18 protein-coding genes are annotated in these 20354 nt (G+C 69.7%); 12 read left to right on the plus strand and 6 right to left on the minus strand.

Annotated elements, in window-relative coordinates:
- Nucleotides 1-9 precede the first annotated feature (9 nt).
- Nucleotides 10-285 (minus strand): usg protein, encoded by a 276-nt coding sequence (locus BO39_RS05415; RefSeq protein WP_043830741.1) that lies wholly within the window; start codon nucleotides 283-285, stop codon nucleotides 10-12.
- Nucleotides 286-541: 256 nt separating this feature from the next.
- Here BO39_RS05415 and groES point away from each other — a divergent pair, with 256 nt between their 5' ends.
- From groES to BO39_RS05430, 3 genes are all read left to right on the plus strand, one after another.
- Nucleotides 542-862: a co-chaperone GroES gene (gene groES / locus BO39_RS05420; protein WP_043830742.1), complete on the plus strand. Its 321-nt coding sequence runs from the start codon at nucleotides 542-544 to the stop codon at nucleotides 860-862.
- 28 nt (nucleotides 863-890) lie between these two features.
- On the plus strand, nucleotides 891-2537 hold the full coding sequence (gene groL, locus BO39_RS05425; protein WP_043830744.1) for a chaperonin GroEL: 1647 nt from the start codon (nucleotides 891-893) through the stop codon (nucleotides 2535-2537).
- A gap of 466 nt (nucleotides 2538-3003) precedes the next feature.
- A complete protein-coding gene (locus BO39_RS05430) occupies nucleotides 3004-3213 on the plus strand; it encodes a cold-shock protein (protein ID WP_043830747.1) in 210 nt (69 codons plus the stop codon).
- Nucleotides 3214-3220: 7 nt separating this feature from the next.
- On the opposite strand, the gene BO39_RS05435 is transcribed toward BO39_RS05430, so the two are convergent.
- The 3 genes from BO39_RS05435 to BO39_RS05445 form a co-directional block, all read right to left on the minus strand.
- Complete coding sequence (locus BO39_RS05435) at nucleotides 3221-3718, minus strand: hypothetical protein (RefSeq protein ID WP_043830748.1); 498 nt, start codon at nucleotides 3716-3718, stop codon at nucleotides 3221-3223.
- Nucleotides 3719-3791: 73 nt separating this feature from the next.
- Complete coding sequence (locus tag BO39_RS05440) at nucleotides 3792-4241, minus strand: tellurite resistance TerB family protein (RefSeq protein WP_342666309.1); 450 nt, start codon at nucleotides 4239-4241, stop codon at nucleotides 3792-3794.
- 32 nt (nucleotides 4242-4273) lie between these two features.
- Nucleotides 4274-7135: an ATP-dependent DNA helicase gene (locus tag BO39_RS05445; protein WP_052401565.1), complete on the minus strand. Its 2862-nt coding sequence runs from the start codon at nucleotides 7133-7135 to the stop codon at nucleotides 4274-4276.
- Between the two features lie 146 nt (nucleotides 7136-7281).
- On the opposite strand from BO39_RS05445, the gene fbaA reads away from it, so the two are divergent.
- Complete coding sequence (gene fbaA / locus BO39_RS05450) at nucleotides 7282-8379, plus strand: class II fructose-bisphosphate aldolase (protein WP_156963495.1); 1098 nt, start codon at nucleotides 7282-7284, stop codon at nucleotides 8377-8379.
- 173 nt (nucleotides 8380-8552) lie between these two features.
- Nucleotides 8553-10061 carry a catalase gene (locus BO39_RS05455; protein ID WP_052401567.1) on the plus strand — a complete coding sequence of 503 codons (1509 nt, stop codon included), beginning with the start codon at nucleotides 8553-8555 and terminating at the stop codon, nucleotides 10059-10061.
- 95 nt (nucleotides 10062-10156) lie between these two features.
- Here BO39_RS05455 and BO39_RS05460 read toward each other — a convergent pair whose 3' ends face one another.
- Nucleotides 10157-11164, minus strand: coding sequence for an aspartate-semialdehyde dehydrogenase (locus BO39_RS05460; protein ID WP_043830749.1), 1008 nt, complete (start codon nucleotides 11162-11164; stop codon nucleotides 10157-10159).
- Nucleotides 11165-11334: 170 nt separating this feature from the next.
- Between BO39_RS05460 and BO39_RS05465 the strand changes: the two genes are divergently transcribed.
- Together BO39_RS05465 and BO39_RS05470 are read left to right on the plus strand one after the other, a co-directional pair.
- Nucleotides 11335-12966, plus strand: a complete 1632-nt coding sequence (locus BO39_RS05465) for a lysine--tRNA ligase (protein WP_043830750.1) — start codon at nucleotides 11335-11337, stop codon at nucleotides 12964-12966.
- Nucleotides 12963-14900, plus strand: a complete 1938-nt coding sequence (locus tag BO39_RS05470; protein ID WP_043830751.1) for a phosphatidylglycerol lysyltransferase domain-containing protein — start codon at nucleotides 12963-12965, stop codon at nucleotides 14898-14900. The genes BO39_RS05465 and BO39_RS05470 overlap by 4 nt, the downstream gene beginning before the upstream one ends.
- Nucleotides 14901-14910: 10 nt before the next feature.
- Here BO39_RS05470 and BO39_RS05475 read toward each other — a convergent pair whose 3' ends face one another.
- Nucleotides 14911-15546: a S24 family peptidase gene (locus tag BO39_RS05475; protein ID WP_043830753.1), complete on the minus strand. Its 636-nt coding sequence runs from the start codon at nucleotides 15544-15546 to the stop codon at nucleotides 14911-14913.
- Between the two features lie 124 nt (nucleotides 15547-15670).
- Between BO39_RS05475 and BO39_RS05480 the strand changes: the two genes are divergently transcribed.
- The 5 genes from BO39_RS05480 (at nucleotide 15671) to BO39_RS05500 (ending at nucleotide 20265) form a co-directional block, all read left to right on the plus strand.
- Nucleotides 15671-16105, plus strand: a complete 435-nt coding sequence (locus BO39_RS05480; RefSeq protein ID WP_043830755.1) for a hypothetical protein — start codon at nucleotides 15671-15673, stop codon at nucleotides 16103-16105.
- 5 nt (nucleotides 16106-16110) lie between these two features.
- Nucleotides 16111-16632: a hypothetical protein gene (locus tag BO39_RS05485; protein WP_245614978.1), complete on the plus strand. Its 522-nt coding sequence runs from the start codon at nucleotides 16111-16113 to the stop codon at nucleotides 16630-16632.
- A 212-nt stretch (nucleotides 16633-16844) separates the two neighbouring features.
- Nucleotides 16845-18257 carry a portal protein gene (locus tag BO39_RS05490; protein WP_043830757.1) on the plus strand — a complete coding sequence of 471 codons (1413 nt, stop codon included), beginning with the start codon at nucleotides 16845-16847 and terminating at the stop codon, nucleotides 18255-18257.
- Nucleotides 18254-19009 carry a capsid assembly protein gene (locus BO39_RS05495; protein WP_043830759.1) on the plus strand — a complete coding sequence of 252 codons (756 nt, stop codon included), beginning with the start codon at nucleotides 18254-18256 and terminating at the stop codon, nucleotides 19007-19009. Before BO39_RS05490 ends, BO39_RS05495 begins: the two co-directional genes overlap by 4 nt.
- A 422-nt stretch (nucleotides 19010-19431) precedes the next feature.
- Nucleotides 19432-20265: a phage capsid protein gene (locus BO39_RS05500; RefSeq protein ID WP_043830763.1), complete on the plus strand. Its 834-nt coding sequence runs from the start codon at nucleotides 19432-19434 to the stop codon at nucleotides 20263-20265.
- Nucleotides 20266-20354 lie beyond the last annotated feature (89 nt).

Here is a 20354-nt window from a genome sequence, read left to right on the forward strand (position 1 = left end):
CCCTGCCCCTCAGTGCAGGCGCAGTTCGCCTTCGGCATAGGTGAACTCGGCCGGGCGCCAGAGCGCGGCGGAGGCGACGCGGACGGAGTGGAGGGCGCCCTCGATCTCGCGGCGCCAGAACTCGAGGAAGCCGTGGAGTTCCGGGAAGTTCGGGGCCTGATCGACCTTCTGCCAGACGAAGGTCTGCAGGACGGCGGGGTGGTCGGGCATCCGGTAGAGGATTTCGGCCGTGGTGAGGCGCCAGTCGGGGATCCGGACGACGCGCTCGATGCCGTGCAGAAGCATGTCCCTGTTCCTCTCAACCAGACGGCGAGAGTGCCGCCAGGGGCTGATGGTGCCATGCAATATTAACTTCGAAACTCAATAAATGTTTCTTATCAATGCTTTGGCACTCTCCGTGCCGGAGTGCTGCCGGGCTTGACGAGAAGGGGGGTCATCCCCTAGATCGCTGGCACTCACCGGGTGCAAGTGCTAACGGCCTTCGGGCGGTGCGCCTCACCCGGCCGGGTTCATCCCAGATAAAGGCTCAGGAGAGGACCGCATGACCAAGTTCCGTCCCCTGCACGACCGCGTTCTCGTTCGCCGCGTCACGGCCGAAGAGAAGAGCGCTGGCGGCATCATCATTCCCGACACCGCCAAGGAGAAGCCCCAGGAGGGTGAGGTCGTGGCCGTCGGCGCCGGCGCGCGCAACGAGCAGGGCCAGATCGTGGCGCTGGACGTGAAGGCCGGCGATCGCATCCTGTTCGGCAAGTGGTCCGGGACCGAGGTGAAGCTCGATGGCGAGGAGCTCCTGATCATGAAGGAGTCCGACATCATGGGCATCGTCGAGTCGACCGGCGCCACCACCGCCAAGGCCGCCTGAGCAGCAACGAGAAGCAGGAGAAGCAAGTATGGCAGCCAAGGACGTTAAGTTCGGTTCCAATGCCCGCGAGCGCATGCTGCGCGGCGTGGACATTCTCGCCGATGCCGTGAAGGTCACGCTGGGCCCGAAGGGCCGCAACGTCGTGCTCGACAAGAGCTTCGGCGCGCCGCGGATCACCAAGGACGGCGTGACCGTCGCCAAGGAGATCGAGCTGGCCGACAAGTTCGAGAACATGGGCGCGCAGATGGTGCGCGAAGTGGCCTCGAAGCAGAACGACCTCGCCGGTGACGGCACCACCACCGCGACCGTGCTGGCCCAGGCCATCATCCGCGAGGGTGCGAAGGCCGTGGCCGCCGGGCTCAACCCGATGGACCTGAAGCGCGGCGTCGACAAGGCCGTGGCCGTGATCGTCGCTGATCTGCAGGCGAAGACCCGCAAGATCACGACCTCCGCCGAGGTTGCCCAGGTCGGTTCGCTCTCCGCCAACGGCGAGACCGAGATCGGCGAGATGATCGCGCAGGCGATGGAGAAGGTTGGCAACGAGGGTGTCATCACCGTCGAGGAAGCCAAGTCCATCCAGACCGAGCTCGACGTCGTCGAGGGCATGCAGTTCGACCGCGGCTACGTCTCCCCGTATTTCATCACGAATGCGGAGAAGATGATCGCCGAGCTCGAGAACCCGTACATCCTGATCCACGAGAAGAAGCTCTCCCAGCTGCAGCCGATGCTGCCGCTCCTGGAAGCCGTCGTGCAGTCCGGGCGTCCGCTGGTGATCGTGGCCGAGGACATCGAGGGCGAGGCGCTTGCCACGCTCGTCGTGAACAAGCTGCGTGGCGGCCTGAAGATCGCGGCCGTGAAGGCCCCGGGCTTCGGCGATCGTCGCAAGGCGATGCTCGAGGACATCGCCATCCTGACGGGTGGTGAGGTGATCTCCGAGGATCTCGGCATCAAGCTCGAGACCGTGACGCTCAACCAGCTCGGCCGTGCGAAGAACATTCGCATCGAGAAGGAGAACACCACGATCATCGACGGCGCCGGCGAGAAGGAGGCCATCCAGGGCCGCGTCGAGCAGATCAAGGCGCAGATCGAGGAGACCACCTCGGACTACGACCGCGAGAAGCTGCAGGAGCGCCTGGCGAAGCTGGCCGGCGGCGTCGCCGTCATCCGCGTCGGTGGTTCGTCCGAGGTCGAGGTGAAGGAGCGCAAGGACCGCGTCGATGACGCGCTGCACGCGACCCGCGCCGCGGTTGAGGAGGGCATCGTCCCCGGTGGTGGCGTGGCTCTGCTGCGCGCCTCGCTGAAGCTGGCCGACCTCAAGGGCCTGAACAACGACGAGCAGGTCGGGATCGAGATCGTTCGGCGCGCCATCGCGGTGCCGCTGAAGCAGATCGCCGAGAACGCCGGCAAGGACGGCGCGGTCATCGCCGGCGAGGTGCTCCGTTCGGACGCCTACGAGTACGGCTATGACGCCCAGACCGACGAGTACAAGAACCTCGTCGAGGCCGGCATCATTGACCCGACCAAGGTCGTGCGCACCGCCCTGCAGGACGCCGCTTCGGTGGCCTCGCTGCTGATCACCACCGAGGCGATGGTGGCCGAGCGCCCGGCGAAGGCCGCGGCTCCGGCTGGCGGCCCCGGCGGCGGCATGGGCGGCATGGGTGACATGGACTTCTGATCCGGCTCTGCCGGCCCGGTTCGCCGGGCCGGCGGGATCAGCGGCTCAGGGAAGGGGCGGTCCAGGAATGGGCCGCCCCTTTCTCATGCGTGGTCGCCTGATCACACGATCACAAAGCTTTGAGAGGAAGTGCATCGAAAGAATTGCGGAGGGCGCATCCGGCAGCATAGGATTCGGCCATGGATGCTACCTCTGGTTGTGAAGGGCCTGCCCGGTCCACTCACGACGCGCCCTTGCCGGTCGAGTCCGCCGTGCGTCCCTCGCTATGGGAGGGCCTCCGCCGCGTTTGGCTCGATGTCAGGCGCGGCGATGGGGAAGCCAACTGGCGGGTGGATGGCACCGACAACGGGGTGGCCCGCGGCGGGGATAGGCCTGACCTGCGGGATTGAGGCACATCTGCCCCGGGTCTTGCGCCCCGGGTGGCCGGCTTCGTATCCCTCGCCGCTCTCAGCGCGGAGGTCGGGCGATGCCGACGGGAACGGTGGTCTGGTACCAGCCGCACAAGGGCTACGGGTTCATCCGGCCCGATGATGGCGGGCCGGATGTGATGGTCCACTCTTCCGTTGTGGAAGCGGCCGGGCGCAGGGAGCTTCGGAAGGGCGAGGAGGTCGCCTACGAGGTCGAGCAGCGCCCGAAGAAGCCGGCCCCGTCGGTGACGCGGCTTCTGCCGGGCTGAGCCCGCCTTATTCCTCCCAGACGCGGAGCGCGGAGACCTTGCGGAGCACGCCCTTGGCGCGCTCGGCTTGGTCAGTGGTGGCCGGGGTGACGGTGATCACGGCGGCCGCCTTTTCCGAGTCCGGCTTCACGTTGACGCCCGTGGCGGCGGAGATACCCTCGCTTGCGGCGCCGACACCAAGGCCGGCGATGGCGGCGGCGGCGATCGCCGGCAGGGCGGCGCCGCCGGTGGCCACGACCGCACCAGCAGCTGCCATGCCGGCGCCGCTGGCCGCCATGCTGGAGCCCATGGTGCGGAGGTTGCGGTGCTCGTCCTCCTGCACCTGGCCGTTCGTCTCGTCCGGGGCGTGCGGGGGCTCAAGCGAGGCCTCGCTGGTGCGGATGGAGACGAGTTCCTGCGGGATCGCCTCGGCGTTGAGGTACTGGAGGGCGTTTTCCGCGGCGTCGCGGGTGGCGAAGGTCGCGACGACCTTCGGGTGGGTGGACTGGGTGCTGGTCTCGGGCATGGCGTGCTCCCTCAGGGATGTCATCCCAGGGAACGCGGCTGCGGCGGGGATGTTGCCGCCGCGAGGCGCCCGTTCAGATGACCTGGTAGCGCGCCTTGGCCGCCCGCTCGATAGCGCCGGCGATTAGGCGGTCGATGTCCAGGGTGATGCGGAAGTCCTGGAGGAAGCGGAGCTCCTCCTGGGAAGCGTCGCCGTCGGCGGCCGCGATCTCGCAGGCGAGGAGGTAGGCGGTTTCCCGCAGGCGGGGGGGAAGGGCGTCGCGGATCATCTCGGCGGCGCGGTCGAGACCGTCGGTCTCGTCGAGCAGGCTGAGGACGACTTCGGTGACCGTGTCGATCTCGGTGGGATGGAAGTCGCCGAAAACGGGGAGTTCGCGGACGAGGCGGGACATGGTGGCGAGTTCCGCGTCCGACATGCCACGGTCGGAGACGCCCATCAGCACCATGGCGCAGACGAGGGCTTCCTGTGCCGTGAAGCGGGTGGGGAGAGCCGGCTCGGCGTCCATCATGTTCGTGTCCATCATGGGGGAAGGGTTCGCGCGGTGGGGGCGGCGCGTCAATCGCCCTGGTGGTCACCATGGCGCCCGCCATCCGGGAAGTGATCCCCTTGATGGTCCCCGAGGAAGGCGCGCGTTTCGCGGACCGCTTCGGCGAGGCCCATGCGGCGGGGGATAACGCCTTCCGGGAGGCCGGCGAGGAGACGGGTGGGGGCGCGGGAGTCGAGCAGGACGAAGACGCCGCGGTCGTCGGCGCGGCGGATCAGGCGGCCGAAGGCCTGGCGCAGGCGGTGGCGGGCGATGGCATCGTCGTAGGATTTCGGCCGCCCGCCCGAGAGATGGGTGCGGCGCTCCCGGTGGAGGATGGTGGGGCGCGGCCAGGGGATGCGGTCGAAGACCAGCAGGCGGAGGGAGCGGCCGGGGACGTCCACGCCGTCGCGCAGGGCGTCGGTGCCGAGGAGGCAGGAATCCTCCTCGGCGCGGAAGACGTCCACCAGGGTGGCGTTGTCCATGGCGTCGACGTGCTGGGCGTAGAGGGGCAGTCCTGCGGCTTCCAGGCCGGGAGCCATGCGGGAATGGGCGTCGCGCAGGCGGCGGATGGCGGTGAAGAGGCCGAGGGCGCCGCCGCCGGAGGCTCGGAAGAGCCTTTCCATGGCCATGGCGGCCTGGGGACCTTCGCGGAGGACGTCGGTGACGACGATGGCGAGGGTCTGGTCAGGGTAGTTGAAGGGCGAGGGGACTGCCGCGCGGATGGCGGGGGTGGGCAGGTGGATGGCGCCGGTGCGGGACTCGGCCTCCTCCCAGGCGGTCTCGGCGTCGCCCTCGCCGCTGTCGCGGAGGGTGGCGGAGGTGATTAGGAGGCCGTGGGAGGGGGCGGCGACGGTCGAGGCGAAGGGCTCGGTGGGGTCGAGGAAGTGGCGGTGGAGGGCGGCGTCGATGACGCGACCCTCGCGGCGGGTGAGGGCGAGCCAGTCCACATGGGCGGGGCGGGTGCCGGGCTCGGGCGGGCGGGCGGCGAGGGACTTGAGCATGGCGCGCCAGGCGCCGAGGGGACGGAGGCCGCGGCGGTCCACCACGCGGCGGGCCGTGTCGAGGCGGATGCGGTCGCCGGTTTCGAGTTCGGCCTCGGGGTCCTCCAGCAGGCCGGTAAGGCGGCCGTGGAGGGCGCGGAGTGGGGTCTCGATGCGGGCGAGGGCGTCCTCCAGAGCGGCGCCGGCATCGGCGACGCCAGGGTTGAGGGGATGGAGGTCGCATTCGGCGTCGTAGCCGGCATCGGCCTCGGCGCTGCGGGCCAGGACCTGGGTGATGACGGTGCGGAGGAAGGCTTCGCCGGGGTTGGTGCTGGTGGGGATGCCGGGATGGATTTCTCCCTCCGCGTCGAAGCCGCGCTCGTCGGGCTCGCCGAGGCGGGAGCCCCAGCCCGGGCCGGGGAGGGAGCCGGCGTGGCGGAGGGCTTCCTCCACCAGGGGGAGGAGGGCGGGGTGGTCGGAGGTGGTTTCCTCCAGGCGGCGGCGTAGGCCGCGGGCGCGGCCGCGCGAGCCCTCGGCGCCGAGGAGCCAGCGGCGGAGCTCGGCCATCTCGCCGCCGCTGATCTCGGCGGAGAAGGCGCTGTCGGCGGCGTCGAAGAGGTGGTGGCCCTCGTCGAAGACGTAGCGGAGGGCGGGGCGGTCCTCGCCACCGCCGAGCGCGGCCTGGATCATGACGAGGGCGTGGTTGGCGATGACGAGGCGGGCGGTGCGGGCGCGGCGGATGGAGTGCTCGACGAAGCAGCGGCGCCAGTGGGGGCAGGAGGAGTGGATGCACTCGCCGCGGCGGTCGGTGAGGCCGGCGACGTGGCCCCATGGGAAGAGCTCCGCGATCCAGCCGGGGAAGTCGCCGCCCTGCATGTCGCCGTCCCGGGTGGCGAAGGCCCAGCGGGAGACGAGGGAGAGGGCGAGGAGGCGGGACGGCATGGCGCCGCTGACGGCTTCCTCGTGGTTGAGGAGGCAGAGGTAGTTCTCGCGGCCCTTGCGGATGACGACGTGGCGGCGGCGGTCCTCGGGGTCGGGGTAGAGGCGGAAGAGTTCCTGGTCGATCTGGCGCTGGAGGTTGCGCGTGTAGGTGCTGATCCAGACGGGGGCGCCGTTGCGCTCGGCCCAGAGGCTCGCGGGGGCGATGTAGCCGAGGGTTTTGCCGGTGCCGGTGCCGGCCTCCGCGAGGACGAGGGCGGGTTGGCCCTCGATCTCGCGCGGGGCGAAGGCGAGGGAGGCGGCGGAGGCGTAGTCGGCCTGGGCGGGACGGGTCTCGGAATCGGCGCCGAGGATTTCGGCGAGGCGCTTGCGGGCCTCCAGCGGGGCGATGGGGATGGAGGCGGGCGGGTTCGGGGGGGCGGTTTCCTCCCATTCCGGCAGGCGGCGCCAGACCTTCAGGGGGTCGGTGGAGGGGCGGGCCTCGGGCTGGCCGAGGGCGGCGAGGATGCTGGCGGCCCAAGGCCAGTCGGCCGCGTCGCGCAGGCGGGCGGCGAGCATGCCGGCGTCCCGGTTGATGGGGGCGTGGCGGGTGGCGGCGAGGCGGCGGAGGAGGGTAGTCGCGATCTCCGGGAGGAGGATGGCGGCCGCTTCCTCGTCCTTCGGCGGGTCGAGGTCGAGGGCGAGGGCCAGGCCGCGCGGGGTCGGGGCGGCGGGCTGGGCGGGGAGGACGAAGGCGAAGAGTTCGAGAAGATCGAAGGCGACGGGGAAGGGGGGCAGCCCGAGGCGGCGTGCGGTGGCGGGGGCGTGGACGAGGAGCGGGGGCGGGAGTTCCGGCAGCCGGCGGGCGAGTTGATCGGCGGAGAGCGTCTTGATCTCGCCCTCCGTGGTGACGAGGGTGGCGCGGCGGATGCCGGCGACGAGCGCGGGTGCTTCCGGGAGAAGAAGGCGGGGGGTGGCCGCAACGGGGGGCATCGGCGGGTCTATACCCGCTTTGTTCGCGCGGGGGAGTCCGTGGACCGTTTTCCATGATATTTCAGGGAGAGGCCGTCTGGGCCATATTGGGCGGCGTGTTCCGGGGGTATCCCCTCTCCATCAGCAACCAGAACAGGAATCAGAGCGTGAACCACATCTCGCCGGCCGCCGCCGGAACGAAGCTGAAGCCGGGCGTCGTGACGGGCGCCGACTACCTCACGCTGCTGGAGGCCTGCCGCGCGGGCGGCTACGCGCTGCCGGCCGTGAACGTGGTCGGGACGAACAGCATCAACGCGGTGCTGGAATCGGCGGCGAAGAACAAGGCCGACGTGATCATCCAGCTCTCCAACGGCGGCGCGCGCTTCTTCGGCGGCGAGGGCTGCCCGGACGCCAATGCCGCGCGGGTGCTGGGTGCGGTTTCCGCGGCGCAGCACGTGCACACCATGGCGAAGGCCTATGGCGTTTGCGTGGTGCTGCACACGGACCATGCCGACCGCTCGCTGCTGCCCTGGATCAGCGCGCTGATCGATCATGGCGAGGAGCACATGAAGCAGACGGGGCAGCCGCTGTTCTCGTCGCACATGATCGACCTCTCGGCGGAGCCGCTGGAGACGAATATCGCGGAGTGCGCGGCCGTGCTGAAGCGCATGGCGCCGCTGGGGATGAGCCTCGAGATCGAGCTGGGCGTGACGGGCGGCGAGGAGGACGGGGTCGGGCATGACCTCGAGGAATCCGCCGACAATGCGCATCTCTACACCCAGCCGGAGGATGTGCTGAAGGCCTGGGAGGCGCTGACGCCGATCGGGCACGTGACGATGGCGGCCTCCTTCGGGAACGTGCACGGCGTCTATGCGCCGGGGAACGTGAAGCTGCGGCCGGAGATCCTGAAGGCGTCGCAGGAGGCAGTGGCCGGGAAGTTCGGGGGCGGCGAGAAGCCGATGAGCCTCGTGTTCCACGGCGGCTCGGGTTCCGAGAAGGACAAGATCACCGAGGCGGTGTCCTACGGCGTGTTCAAGATGAACATCGACACGGACACGCAGTTCGCCTTCGCGGAGCCTGTCGGGGCCTATGTCGAGGCCAATCCGGTGGCGTTCAAGCACCAGATCGATCCGGCCACCGGCAAGCCGCAGAAGAAGCTCTATGACCCGCGGAAGTGGCTGCGGGCCGGTGAGAAGGGCATCGCGAAGCGGCTGGACGAGGCCTTTGCGGATCTCGGTTCGGCGGGGCGCAGCCTGGCGGGCTGAGGCATGGGGGCGGGGACTTCGGTTCCCGCCCTTTTCCGTTCGGCCTAAGCCGGGCGCCGCTATTTCGGTGATCTTACGATCACCTGGGCCCCATCCATCTCCTCGCTCCCACGTTATTCCGTGGCCTGCCGGTCCTGCAGCCGGGGCCGCGCGGGGGGACAGAGGAGGTCTCGATGGCGGAAGGATCGGGCGCAAAGCCGGGGATGGGGCTGACGACGCGTCAGGGCCATCCAGTTTCCGATAACCAGAACAGCCGCAGCGTTGGGTCGCGCGGCCCGCTGGTGCTCGAGGACTACCAGTTTCTCGAGAAGATCACGCATTTCGACCGCGAAAGGATTCCGGAGCGCGTGGTGCACGCGCGGGGCGCGGCGGCCCATGGCTGGTTCGAGCCGACGGGCATGGCGGGCGATGACCCCATCACGAAGTACACGCGGGCGAAGGTGTTCCGGCAGGGGACGCGGACGCCGATCTTCCTGCGCTTCTCCACCGTGATCCATGGCGGGCACAGCCCGGAGACGCTGCGCGATCCCCGCGGCTTCGCCATCAAGTTCTATACCGAGGACGGCAACTGGGACCTCGTGGGGAACAACCTGAAGGTGTTCTTCATCCGGGACCCGCTGAAGTTCCCGGACATGGTGCATGCCTTCAAGCCGGACCCGATCCACAACCGGCAGATGATGGGGCGCTTCTTCGACTTCGTGAGCATGACGCCCGAAGCGACGCACATGATCACCTGGCTCTTCTCACCCTGGGGGATCCCGGCCGACTACCGGCACATGCAGGGCTCGGGGGTGAACACCTACAAGCTGGTGGACGCGGAAGGCAGCGCAGTGCTCTGCAAGTTCCACTTCCAGCCGAAGCAGGGGGTGCGGAACCTGACGGCGAAGGAGGCGGAGGCGATCCAGGCGAAGGACTTCAACCACGCCACCGGCGACCTCTACGACTCGATCGAGCGCGGCGAGTTCCCGGAATGGGACATGTTCATCCAGGTGATGAGCGACGACGAGCATCCGGAGCTGGACTGGGACCCGCTGGATGTGACGAAGCTCTGGCCGGAGGACGAGTTCCCGTTGCTGCATGTCGGGACCATCCGGCTGGATCGGAACCCCGTGGACTACCACAACGAGGTCGAGCAGGTGGCCTTCGGCACGGGCGTGCTGGTGGACGGGATCGACTTTTCGGACGACAAGCTGCTGCAGGGGCGGACCTTCGCCTATTCGGATACCCAGCGGTACCGCGTGGGGCCGAATTACCTGCAGCTGCCGATCAACGCGCCGAAATGTCCCTTCGCGACGAACCAGCGGGGCGGGCAGATGAGCTACCACGTGGACGGAGCTGAGCAGGGCGCGAACCCGCATGTGAACTACGAGCCGTCCAACCTCGGCGGGCTGCGCGAGCAGGAGCGTGCCGGGCCGCCGCCGCGGCCCTTCGTGCAGGGGCATGTGGGCCGGCAGAAGATCGAGCGCACGAATGACTTCAAGCAGGCCGGGGAACGATTCCGGGCTTTCTCGGATGCGGAGCGGGACGAGCTGGTGATGAATCTCGTCGGCGCGCTGTCGCAGTGCGAGCCGGTGATCCGGGAGAAGATGGTGGACTACTTCACCCAAGCGGATGCCGAATACGGGCGGCGCGCGGCGGAGGGGCTCGGGATGTCCGTGCCGGCACGGCAGGCGGCGGAGTGAGGATCGGGGCCGCCCAGGTTAGGGGCGGTGCCTGAAAAAAAGAAGGGCGGGGAGGCCGAAGCCTTCCCGCCCCTTTTTCGTGGTGCGCTGCGCTGTCAGGCCGCGAGCTTGACCGGCAGGGCCTCGGCGATCTGCACCGCATTCAGGGCGGCGCCCTTGAGGAGCTGGTCTCCGCAGACGAAGAAGTCGAGGCCGCAGTCGCCGAAGACCGGGTTGGCGCGGATGCGGCCGGCCTCGACGTCGTACCTGCCGCTGGCGGTCAGCGGCATGGGGTAGAGGGCGTTCTCCACGTCGTCCACGAGCTTCACGCCGGGGGCGTTGGAGAGGACGGCGCGTGCGGCTTCGGCGGTGATGGGGCGCTCGGTCTCGATTGTCACGGCCTCGGCATGCGCGCGCATGGTGGGGACGCGGACCGCGGTGCAGGAGATGAGGAGGTCGGGCAGGCCCATGATCTTCCGGGTCTCCCAGGTAACCTTCATCTCCTCCCGCGTGTAGCCGTTGGGCTGGAAGCTATCGATGTGCGGGATGAGGTTCATGGGCAAGGGGTGGCGGAAGAACTTGTTCGTCGCTTGGCCGCCGTTGGCGAGGACCTCGCGCAGACCCTCCTCCAGTTCCTGCATGCCCTCGGCGCCGGCGCCGGAGGCGGCCTGGTAGGTGGAGACGATGACGCGCTTGAGGCCGAAGGCCTCGTGCAGCGGGGCGAGGGCGACCGCGAGGATGGCGGTGGTGCAGTTGGGGTTGGCGATGAGGCGGGCGCTGCCGGCGGCGGCCGCGTTCACCTCGGGCACCACGAGGGGAACGTCGCTCTCCAGGCGGAAGGCGGAGGAGTTGTCCACCACCACGGCGCCGGCCTCGACGAGCTGGCGGGCATGGGCCTTGGACCAGTCGCCGGAGACGGCGAGGAGGGCGAGGTCCAGGCGGGGCGGGGTGGCGGGGTCGTAGACCTCGATCCGTTTGTCGCCGAAGGGGGTGGGAATTCGGGTGCCGGCGCTGCGGGTGGAGGCGAAGAGGCGCAGCTCGGTCACCGGGTAGCCGCGGTCGCCCAGGACCTGCACCAGTTCCTTGCCGACGGCGCCCGTTGCGCCGAAAACCCCAACGCGCATGACCTGCGTTCCTTGCGAGGCGTATCGGGAGGGCCCGGAATGGGCACGCCCGGCCAGAGTGGCAGGGTGGCTTATACAGGCGGCGCGCGGCGGTGCGAGGCGCTTGTTGTGGGGATCAGGGATGCCCGCGCGTTGACCGGGCGGGGGCGCGGGGGCAATTGGGGGCGGCCATGGAACGTCCCTCCGCCGATCCCTCCCTTCTCAACACCCGCGCCTGGCCTTTCGAGGAGGCGGCGAAGGTGGCCGGCCGCGCCTCGGTCAAGGCGAAGGGGATGGCGCTGTTCGAGACGGGCTACGGGCCGTCCGGGCTGCCGCATATCGGGACCTTCGGGGAGGTGGCGCGGACCACCTGGGTGCGGCGGGCCTTCGAGCGGCTGACGGGGCTGCCTTCCCGCCTGCTGGCCTTTTCCGATGACATGGATGCGCTTCGGAAGGTGCCGGACAATGCGCCGCAGCCGGAGATGCTGCGGGCGCATCTCGGGCAGCCGCTGACGCGGATTCCCGATCCCTACGGGACGCATGAAAGTTACGGGGCGCACAACAATGCGCGGCTGCGCGCGTTCCTGGACGAGTTCGGGTTCGAGTACGAATTCGCGTCCTCGACCGAGTATTACGGCTCCGGGCGGTTCGATCAGGCCCTGCTGCGGATGCTGGCGGTGCATGAGGAGGTCAGGGGGGTGATCCTGCCGACGCTCGGGCCGGACCGGCGGGCGACTTATTCGCCCTTCCTGCCGATTCATCCGCGGACGGGCATCGTCATGCAGGTGCCGATGGAGGAGACGCGGCCGGAGGCGGGGACCGTCGTCTGGCGGGACCCCGAGACGGGGGAGCGCTTCGAGACGCCGGTCACGGGCGGGCACGTGAAGGCGCAGTGGAAGGCGGACTGGGCGCTGCGCTGGTTCGCGCTGGGCGTCGATTACGAGATGTCGGGCAAGGACCTGATCGACAGCGTGAAGCTGTCCTCGGCGATCTGCCGGGTGTTGGGGGGAGAGCCGCCGGTGGGCTTCACCTACGAGCTGTTCCTCGATGCCCAGGGGCAGAAGATCAGCAAGAGCAAGGGCAATGGGCTGACGATCGACGAGTGGCTGCGCTACGCGCCACCGGAGAGCCTGTCCTTCTTCATGTATCAGCAGCCCGGGCGAGCGAAGCGGCTGCATTTCGACGTGATCCCGCGGGCGACGGACGAGTATCTGGCGCAGGTGGAGAAGCTGCGCGCGGCAGAGGACCCGGCCAATCCGGCCTGGCACATCCATGGGGGTGTCCTGCCGAACGGGGCGGGGAGCCCGATCACCTTCACCCTGCTGCTGAACCTGGCGGTGGCGGCCAATGCCGAGACGCCGGAGATGCTCTGGGGGTATCTGCGGCGGCACGCGCCGGAGGCGACGCCGGAGGCCTCGCCGATGCTGTCGGTGCTGGTGGAGCGGGCCTCGGCCTATTACCGGGACGTGGTGAAGCCGACGAAGCGCTTCCGACCGGCGACGGAGCCGGAACGGGAGGCGCTGCTGCATCTGGCGGCGCTGCTGCGGGAGAACGGGACGCGGATTGAGGCCTTGCCGGCGGCGGAGCGGCCGGGGGCCATTCAGGATCTTGTTTATGACGCGGGGCGGCGGGAGCCGTTCCTGCAGCCGGGGAAGGATCCCTCCCGGCCGGGTGTCTCGCGGGCCTGGTTCGCGGCGATCTACCAGGTGCTGCTTGGGCAGGAGGAGGGGCCGCGCTTCGGGGGCTTCGTCGCGCTCTACGGCATTCCGGAGACGGTGGCGTTGATCGAGTCCTCGCTGGACAAGGGTGCTGACGCGGCATGACCTGGGCGCTGATCCGCAAGCACGGTCCGACCGTCTTCGGCTTGGTCCTGCTGGTGGGCGCGCTCTACGTCGTGCAGCGGGAGTTCCGCAGCCTCTCGGTGGCGGATGTGGGGCGGGCGTTGGAGGCGACCTCCGCGCGGCAGCTCTGGTTGGCCGGAGGGTGGACGGTCGTCGCCTATGCGGTGCTGACCATCTACGACCGGCTGGGGTCGGTCTATGCGGGGAAGCCGATCTCCTATTTGCGAACCTCGCTGGCTTCCTTCTGTGCCTATACGCTCGCGCATAACCTGGGCTTCGCGGCAGTGTCGGGAGCGGCGGTGCGCTACCGCTTCTATGCGGCCTGGGGGCTGACGCCGGTCGAGATCGCGAAGGTTATCGCTTTTACCTCGCTGACCTTCGGGCTTGGGGGCTTCGCGCTGGGCGGGCTGGTGCTGGTGCTGGAACCCTCCGTCCTGCCTTGGGTGGGAGAGGCGGCGGGGGAGGTGGTGCCCTCCTGGGTGGCGCAGGTGGTGGGCGTCGCGATGTGGGCGATCGTCGCGGTTTATGTGGTGCTGTCGCGGCGCTTTCCGCACTTCAAGGCGTTCGGGCACCAGATCGACCTGCCTGGCTTCCGGATGGCGGTGGCGCAGGTGGCGCTGGCGAGCGTGGACGTGGCCGTGACGGCGGCGATCTTCTACTGGCTGCTGCCGGAGGCGCCGGGGCTGACCTTCTGGAAGTTCCTGGGGATCTACATCGCGGCCTATACGGCCGGGCTCGCCGCGAGCGTGCCGGGGGGGCTCGGGGTTTTCGACGGGTTCATCCTGCTGAGCCTGGAGCCCTACCTGCCCTCCGCCCAGGTGGTGGGAGCGGTGCTGCTGTTCCGGCTGTTCTACTACATCGTGCCGCTGTTCCTCGCGGGCGGGCTGTTCGCGGCTTTCGAACTGGGTCACCGGCGGCCCTCAATGGGGCGGATGCAGGTGGAGACGCGGGTGACCGGGGCGCTGGAGGTGCCGGTTCTCGCGGGGCTGACGGGCCTGGGTGGGGTGGTGCTGATCTTTGTGGGCGCGCTGCCGGCCCGGGGGTCGGACATCGCGCACTGGGGGGGCGAGTGGGCGGCGCTGGCGAGCCAGTTCGCGGCCTCGGTCGTCGGGTCGCTGCTGCTGGTGGTTTCTTATGGAATGCTGCGGCGGCTGCGATTGGCCTGGTGGGCGGGGCTGTTCCTGCTGGCGAACGGCGTGGCGATCCTGGCGATTCGCGGTGACCCCTGGTGGGTGGCGGCGGGGTATCTCGGGACCGGGCTGTTCCTCGCGGCCATGGGGGGCGCCTTCTACCGGGACGCGCGGCTGACAGGGGAGCCGCTGACGGCTTCGCGGGTGTTCTCGCTGGCGGCGGGGGTGATCTGCGGGCTGTCGCTAGCCACGGTAGCTTATCACGGGCGTGTCTCGACGGCGGCCTGGTGGGAGGTGGTGCTGTTGTCCGGCGCGCCGGCGCCGCTGCGCTTCGGGGTGGGGGTGGCGGCGCTGCTGCTTCTCGTCGCGGCCTTCCGGCTGCTGCGACCGGCGCGGATCCGAGCGGAGGATTACGACGAATCGGCGCAGGCGCGGTTGGCGGCGCTGGGGGCGCGCGTGCCGGCGCATGCCGATGGGGTGGTGTTCGCCGATGGCGGTAGGGCCGGCTTCGCTTTCCGGCGACTGGATGGGATCTGGGTGGCGGATGGTGATCCGGCCGGGGCGCCGGACGCGCGGATCAATGCCATCTGGCGGTTCCGCGACCTCTGCGACGCGGCGGGGGTGGCGCCGGCCTTCGCGGGCGTGGGGCATGGGATGCAGCGCGCCTACGAGGCCGCCGGCATGGCTTCCGTGACCTTGCCTGACGGGCGTGCGATGGCGCTGGCCGGCGACCAGGACCCGCAGAGAGTGCTGCGGCTGCTGGCCACCGGCGGGGCGGGCGACTGAGGCGGGGCGCCTACTGGCTGGCCCAGACGATGCGGTGCATCCAGGTCAGCTCCTCGAGGTCGAAGCTGTAGTTGGGGTGGGCGGGGTTGAGACTGGAGAGCTCGACCCGCTTGGCGGACTGACGCAGCAGTTCCTTCGCCATGACCTCGCCGCCGCCGGTGCGGACCACCACGCGGTCACCGCGGCGGACAGGGGCGCTGGGCGAGACGATGATGACGTCGCCGTCGCGGAAGACGGGTTCCATCGAGTCGCCGCTGATTTCCAGGGCGTAGGCGTTGGGATCGCCGACCTCGGGGAGGCTGATCTCGTCCCAGCCGCCACCGACGGGGTAGCCGCCATCGTCGAAGTAGCCGCTGCTGCCGGCCTGGGCGAGTCCGATAAGGGGAATGCGGCGGCTGGGGCGGGTGGAGGTGCGGAGATTGCCGGTGATGAGGCTGGCGAACTCGTCCATGCCGGTGCTGGTGGCGGCGAGGACCTTGGCGACGCTCTCGGTCGAGGGCCATCGGGCGCGGCCGTCCGGACCCGTACGCTTCGAGGGGTTGAATGCCGTTGGATCGAGGCCGGACTTGCGGGCGAGGCCGGAGGCGGAGAGGCCGTTCTCCGCCGCCAGCGCATCAATCGCGCGCCAGATGTCATTGTGTTGCATGTTCCTCATCATATAGGCGAGGAATCAGGGATCAACAGGAATGACGTCACAGAATCCACTTGACGTTCACGTCTCCGTGGGTTGATGTTCACGTTGTGTTCACAACCGACAGGATCAGCCCCCGATGACCCGTCCTACTTCCGGTTCTCTTCGTGCAACGACCACCACTCTTTCGAGCCTGGACAAGGTGCAGCCATTCCAGAGTGCCGACGAGGCCTGGTTCTGGACCATGGCGGCTCTGGTCGCCCGGCGCGACGGGGCGCGGATCGTCTCCGGGCGCGGCCTGGTGAGCCGCCCCTGCGAGCCGGATGACGTCGTGAAGGCCCTCGACCGGCTCTACCGGCAGCGGCGGATCGACCTCGCCCATGCCCGCATCATGCGGATCTGGGGCGAGCGGGGCACGGCGCCCGACGCGACCTCTCCACGCGAGCGGGGTGATTATCGCCTCTGGCGTGAGGCGATGGAGCGGCTGGAGTGGCCGCTGCGCATGAAGGGGATTGTGGCCGGGCCCGCCGGTGCGCCGGAGCCGGGTGAGGTGGTGCCCTTCCGCGCGGGGTAAGGCCCATGAATTCCGCACCTTCGGTGCCAATGATCGATCTGCTGGCCGCCGCCCCGGGAAACCGGGGCGGCGGTGCCGCTTCCGGGGGGGCAGGGCACCGCCGGGTGGCGGAGTCGCGTCCGCAACTGCTCTGGCTCGCCTTCGGCGGCGGGGCAGACCAGGGCTGGATGCGGCTGCTGCGGCCGGGGTTCCGGCACTGCTTCGCGGGGCTGCAGGACGAGGCCGGGTGGACGGTGCTCGACCCGCTCTCCGGGCGGTTGCTGGTGACGCGGCTGGCGGTGGATTCGGGCTTTGACCTACCGGGATTCTGGCGGCGGGCGGGGTGCCGGGTGCTTGGGCCCTTCCTGCCGGGGGCGCCCGCGCGCGCGCTGCCGGCGGTTGTGCCGCTCTCCTGTGTCTCGCTCTGCCGGGCTCTGCTGGGGCCGACGGCGCCTTTCGCGGTGACGCCCTATGGGCTGTTCCGGCGTTTAGAGAAAAAGTTCCGCAATGAGGAAAATGTTCTTGACGAAGGCGAGGGGCGCGGCTAAAAGCGTCCTTGTCAACGGGACAGTTGCGCCTGGCGACGATCCCTCCCGATCCCCTCCGAACTTGCAGGCCCGGCCCGGACCCTTCCGGCGCCGGGCCTGTGCTTTTTCGGGCCCTGGCGATCGCGGCGGGAGCGGTTTTCACAAGCAGGAGCAGGCAGGCGCATGGGCAGCAGCAATTCCGCGGCGCCGCGCCCCGAGGGAGGGGCCGCGGCATGACGCCCGACGAGATCATTGCCCGCGCCGAGCGCGCGCTGGAGCGCCGCCGCCCTTGGGAGGGCGTCTGGCGGGACTGCTACGATCATGTGCTGGCGCGGAACCCGGGTTCGGGTGGGCCAGCCCTTTATGACAGCACGGCGGCCGACGCGGCGGAGGGATTGGCGGCTTCCCTGCTCGCGGAGCTGACGCCGCCCTGGTCGCGTTGGTTTGGGCTGGCGCCGGTGGAGGGCTGTGCCGACCCGGAGCTGGCGGGGGTGCTGGAGCCGGCGGCGGAGACGCTGCAGGGGCATCTGGACCGCTCCAACTTTGCGCTGGAGATGCCGCAGGCCTTTCTCGACCTGGTGGTGGCTGGGACCGGGGTGGTGATGGTGGAGGAGGCGCCGCCTGGCGAGCCCTCCGCGCTGCGTTTCACGGCGGTGCCGCTGCAAGAGGCGGTGCTGGAGGAGGGCGCTTCCGGCCGGCTGGACGGCGTGTTCCGGCTGGTGCGGATGAGCGGGGCAGCCCTGGCGGCGCGGTACCCGGCGGCGGTGCTGCCGGCGGACCTTGTCGCGGCCACTGGGGCTGAGGCCGAGTGCCGGGTGATCGAGGCGGTGTGGCCCAGCTTCGGCGGGTCGATCTTCGCGGCGGTGCTCGAGCGGGACGGGCGGGGCACGCTTCTCGCCGAGGGGCGGTTCGAGGCGAGCCCGCTGCTTGCCTTCCGCTGGATGAAGGCGCCGGGCGAGACCTATGGGCGCGGGCCGGTGATGAAGGCGCTGCCGGACATTCGCACCGCGAACAAGGTGGTGGAGCTGGTGCTCAAGAACGCCTCCATCGCGGCGACGGGCATCTGGCAGGCCGATGACGACGGCGTGCTGAACCCGGCGACGGTGCGATTGGAGCCGGGTTCGATCATCCCGAAGGCGGTTGGCTCCGCGGGGCTGACCCCGCTGGCGGCGCCGGGCTCCTTCGACGTGTCGCAGCTGGTGCTTTCGGACATGCGGGCGCGGATCCGCTCCGCCCTGCTGGCGGACCGGCTTGCGATGCCGGCCAGCCCCGGCATGACGGCCACCGAGGTGCTGGAGCGGAGTGCCGGGACGGCGCGGCTGCTCGGGGCAACCTACGGACGGCTGCAGGCGGAGCTGCTGACACCGCTGATCGCGCGTTGCCTCTCGATCCTGCGGCGGCGGGGGGAGGTGCCGATGATCACCCTCGACGGGCAGGAGGCGCGGATCGCCTACCGCTCGCCGCTGGCCCGCGTGCAGGGGCGGGCGGATGCCTCGAACACGCTGCTGTTCCTGCAGGCGGTGGCGGCGATGGGGCCCTCGGCCTCGGCCGTCGTCGATCTGCCGGCGGCGGCCCGGTACCTCGCCAGGACCCTTTCGGCGCCGAGCGCCATCCTGGCCCCTATTGAGGAGAAAGCGAGCGAATGACCGAGAACCTGCTCGAGGTCGATGCGGAGCCCGGCGCGGACGGGACCGAGGCCGCGGTGGATGCCGTGGCGGTGCGGCCGGACGATGTGCCGGAGAAGTTCTGGGACGCCGAGCGTGGCGTACTGCGGGTGGACGCGCTGCTGAAGTCCTATCGGGAGTTGGAGCGGAAGCTTTCAGCCCGCTTCGCGCCGCCGAGCGACGACGCGCCGGAGGAGGAGCGGCAGCGCTTCCGCCGGGCAATCGGTGTGCCGGACACGGCCGACGAATACGTCGTGCAGCCGAAGCACGAGCTGGTCGGGCCGGACACCGAGGTGAATGCGGCGCTGCACCGGGCGGGCTTCACGCCGGGCCAGGTTCAGCTGGTCTATGACCTGGCGGCGGAGCGGCTGCTGCCGATCGTGGCCGAGGCGGCTTCGCAATTCGAGGCCGAGCGGCAGCGCGACCGGCTGCGGGCAGAGTTCGGCGGGGAGGAGCGGTATCGCCGGACGGCGAAGCAGATCTCGGCCTGGGGCCGGGCGAACCTGCCGGAGGAGGTGGTTGCGGCACTCTCCACCACGGCGGACGGCGTGATCGCGCTGCACCGGATGATGGAGAAGGGCGAGCCCGCCCTGACCCGCCAGGCCGAGGTGCCGGACGCCGTGGACGAGGCCGCGCTGCGCCGGATGATGCGGGATCCCCGCTACTGGCGTTCCCGTGAGCCGGATTTCGTGAAGCGAGTGACGGAAGGATTCCGTCGCCTCACGGGAGGGTGATGCTAAGGCTCAATCCCAGCTTAAGGTTTCTGGTCTAAGTTGCTGAAACCAGAGTCGAGTTGCTGGGTTATTCCGGCATCTCCGCGACGGCGGTCACCGATACCCCCCAAAGGGTGGCCCCGTTGCCGCTGACCCGCATCCCCCCTCGTGCGGGTTGGCTGCGGGGGCGGGTGGCACCCTACTACCCCCTGGTGCCGCCCGCCCCCGTTCTCTGTGGTTCCGAAAGGGCCCCATCCGCCGCGCGGATGGGGCCCTTTCGCGTTTCCAGCCCCTTTCCGGCGTGAACAACCCGCCCTGGCCCAGAAGGCCGCGGCGGGCGCGCGCCGTTTCGCGTGCCGCCCGGCCCCTGCCCCTTTCCGGGGTGGGTCAACCGGGCGACCGCACCCTGCCGTGCCGCAAACCCTTTCCGAAGGACGACACACGTGTCCGCAACGATTGATCAGGCTTTCGTCAAGCAGTTCCAGGCCGAGGTTCACGAGGCCTTCCAGCGCCAGGGCAGCAAGCTGCGCCCGACAGTGCGTTCCAAGACGGGCATTCACGGCGCTTCCACGGTTTTCCCCCGCGTCGGCAAGGGCGTGGCGGCGGCCAAGGCGCGCAACGGCGTCGTACCCGTCATGAACCTCGACTACTCCGCGGTGGAGTGCTTCCTGCAGGACTATTATGCGGGTGAGTGGGTGGACAAGCTCGACGACATCAAGACCAACGTCGATGAGCGCGCCATCGTCGCGAATGCCGGCGCCTACGCGCTCGGCCGCAAGACCGACGAGCTGATCATCGGCGCACTCGACACCGCCACGCAGGAGGCGGTGGGCACCGCGGCCGGCACCACCGACACCGACGGGCTGACCAAGGCGAAGGTGCTGATGGCCTTCGAGATGCTCGGTGCGGCCGACGTGCCGGACGACGGCAACCGCTACGCCGTCGTCGGCTGGAAGCAGTGGAGCCAGCTGCTGCAGATCCCGGAGTTCGCCAATTCGCAGTTCATCGGCGAGGGCGACCTGCCGTGGAAGGGCATGCAGGCGAAGCGCTGGCTGGGCGCGCTGTGGATGCCGCATTCGGGCCTGACCAAGAGCGGCAACCTGCGCTTCTGCTACTTCTACCATCGCACGGCGATCGGCCATGCCGTGGCGCAGGACGTGATGACGGACGTGACCTGGCACGGTGACCGCGCCGCTCACTTCGTCAACAACATGATGAGCCAGGGCGCCGTACTGATCGACAACGCCGGCGTCGTGCGGATGCGCGCGGCCGAATAAGCCGGCCAGCTTGGGCCGCGCGCGACGAGGGATCGTCGCGCGCGGCCTCCTTTCCTCTCCAGATGCTGCGCGGAGCTGGCTGCCATGGC

The sequence above is a fragment of the Roseomonas aerilata DSM 19363 genome, from assembly GCF_000711725.1.
In the GTDB taxonomy this organism is placed as follows: Bacteria; Pseudomonadota; Alphaproteobacteria; order Acetobacterales; family Acetobacteraceae; genus Roseomonas; species Roseomonas aerilata.

What these genes read in the sequence shown, in the direction of transcription:
- BO39_RS05490 (WP_043830757.1), top strand. Translation starts at nt 16,845, where the DNA reads ATGACGCCCGACGAGATCATTGCCCGCGCCGAGCGCGCGCTGGAGCGC.
- BO39_RS05470 (WP_043830751.1), top strand. Translation starts at nt 12,963, where the DNA reads ATGACCTGGGCGCTGATCCGCAAGCACGGTCCGACCGTCTTCGGCTTG.
- groES (WP_043830742.1), top strand. Translation starts at nt 542, where the DNA reads ATGACCAAGTTCCGTCCCCTGCACGACCGCGTTCTCGTTCGCCGCGTC.
- BO39_RS05435 (WP_043830748.1), bottom strand. Translation starts at nt 3,718, where the DNA reads ATGCCCGAGACCAGCACCCAGTCCACCCACCCGAAGGTCGTCGCGACC.
- BO39_RS05415 (WP_043830741.1), bottom strand. Translation starts at nt 285, where the DNA reads ATGCTTCTGCACGGCATCGAGCGCGTCGTCCGGATCCCCGACTGGCGC.
- BO39_RS05460 (WP_043830749.1), bottom strand. Translation starts at nt 11,164, where the DNA reads ATGCGCGTTGGGGTTTTCGGCGCAACGGGCGCCGTCGGCAAGGAACTG.
- BO39_RS05430 (WP_043830747.1), top strand. Translation starts at nt 3,004, where the DNA reads ATGCCGACGGGAACGGTGGTCTGGTACCAGCCGCACAAGGGCTACGGG.
- BO39_RS05440 (WP_342666309.1), bottom strand. Translation starts at nt 4,241, where the DNA reads ATGATGGACACGAACATGATGGACGCCGAGCCGGCTCTCCCCACCCGC.
- BO39_RS05445 (WP_052401565.1), bottom strand. Translation starts at nt 7,135, where the DNA reads ATGCCCCCCGTTGCGGCCACCCCCCGCCTTCTTCTCCCGGAAGCACCC.
- groL (WP_043830744.1), top strand. Translation starts at nt 891, where the DNA reads ATGGCAGCCAAGGACGTTAAGTTCGGTTCCAATGCCCGCGAGCGCATG.
- BO39_RS05455 (WP_052401567.1), top strand. Translation starts at nt 8,553, where the DNA reads ATGGCGGAAGGATCGGGCGCAAAGCCGGGGATGGGGCTGACGACGCGT.
- BO39_RS05475 (WP_043830753.1), bottom strand. Translation starts at nt 15,546, where the DNA reads ATGCAACACAATGACATCTGGCGCGCGATTGATGCGCTGGCGGCGGAG.
- BO39_RS05465 (WP_043830750.1), top strand. Translation starts at nt 11,335, where the DNA reads ATGGAACGTCCCTCCGCCGATCCCTCCCTTCTCAACACCCGCGCCTGG.
- BO39_RS05485 (WP_245614978.1), top strand. Translation starts at nt 16,111, where the DNA reads ATGAATTCCGCACCTTCGGTGCCAATGATCGATCTGCTGGCCGCCGCC.
- BO39_RS05480 (WP_043830755.1), top strand. Translation starts at nt 15,671, where the DNA reads ATGACCCGTCCTACTTCCGGTTCTCTTCGTGCAACGACCACCACTCTT.
- BO39_RS05495 (WP_043830759.1), top strand. Translation starts at nt 18,254, where the DNA reads ATGACCGAGAACCTGCTCGAGGTCGATGCGGAGCCCGGCGCGGACGGG.